Raw genomic sequence first — 1,297 nt, forward strand, 5'->3', positions numbered from 1 at the left:
CTACCCCCTCGGGCCCCACACTCCCCACCACCCCGAACCCGAAGGCCCGAAACATGGCAGTTCCTGCGGTTAGCATCAGAGGGTTCAGCGTTGGCGCATACCAGCGGGTACGGGAATATCAACCCGTTGTCCATCGACTACGCCTGTCGGCCTCGCCTTAGGTCCCGACTTACCCTGGGCGGATTAGCCTGCCCCAGGAACCCTTGGTCATCCGGCGCACACGTTTCTCACGTGTGTCTCGCTACTCATGCCTGCATTCTCACTCCCACAGCCTCCACCACTCGATCACTCGGCGGCTTCACCGGCTGCAGGACGCTCCCCTACCCACCACACCCCTACGGGTGCGATGCCACGGCTTCGGCGGTGTGCTTGAGCCCCGCTACATTGTCGGCGCGGAATCACTTGACCAGTGAGCTATTACGCACTCTTTCAAGGATGGCTGCTTCTAAGCCAACCTCCTGGTTGTCACAGCAACTCCACATCCTTTCCCACTTAGCACACGCTTAGGGGCCTTAACCGATGATCTGGGCTGTTTCCCTCTCGACTACGAAGCTTATCCCCCGCAGTCTCACTGCCACGCTCAACTTACCGGCATTCGGAGTTTGGCTGACGTCAGTAACCTTGTCGGGCCCATCAGCCATCCAGTAGCTCTACCTCCGGCAAGCACACGTAACGCTGCACCTAAATGCATTTCGGGGAGAACCAGCTATCACGGAGTTTGATTGGCCTTTCACCCCTAACCACAGGTCATCCCCCAGGTTTTCAACCCTGGTGGGTTCGGGCCTCCACACCGTCTTACCGGCGCTTCACCCTGCCCATGGCTAGATCACCCCGCTTCGGGTCTACAGCATGCGACTAAAAACGCCCTATTCAGACTCGCTTTCGCTACGGCTACCCGCCACCGGTTAACCTCGCCACACACCATAACTCGCAGGCTCATTCTTCAAAAGGCACGCCATCACCAACAACCAGAAGACAAGTCTCCCAGCCGAGGAGGCTCTGACGGCTTGTAGGCACACGGTTTCAGGTACTCTTTCACGACCCCTCACCGGGGCACTTTTCACCTTTCCCTCACGGTACTAGTCCGCTATCGGTCACCAGGAAGTATTCAGCCTTACCACGTGGTCGTGGCAGATTCACACAGGATTTCACGGGCCCCGTGCTACTCGGGAACACACCCAAGAGACATCGCAGTTTCGCCTACCGGACTCTCACCGTCTACGGTCGGCCTTCCCAAACCATTCGACTACCACGATGTTTTATAACTCTCCGCTGGACTGGTAGATCCAACCGGATG

1 rRNA gene is annotated in these 1,297 nt (G+C 57.9%); it reads right to left on the minus strand.

Features of this window, described 5'->3' with window-relative positions:
- A 23S ribosomal RNA gene (locus ABD808_RS38385) occupies positions 1-1,297 on the minus strand; the annotation flags it as partial.

The organism is Actinomadura meridiana (assembly GCF_039537545.1).
Taxonomy (GTDB): Bacteria; Actinomycetota; Actinomycetes; order Streptosporangiales; family Streptosporangiaceae; genus Spirillospora; species Spirillospora meridiana.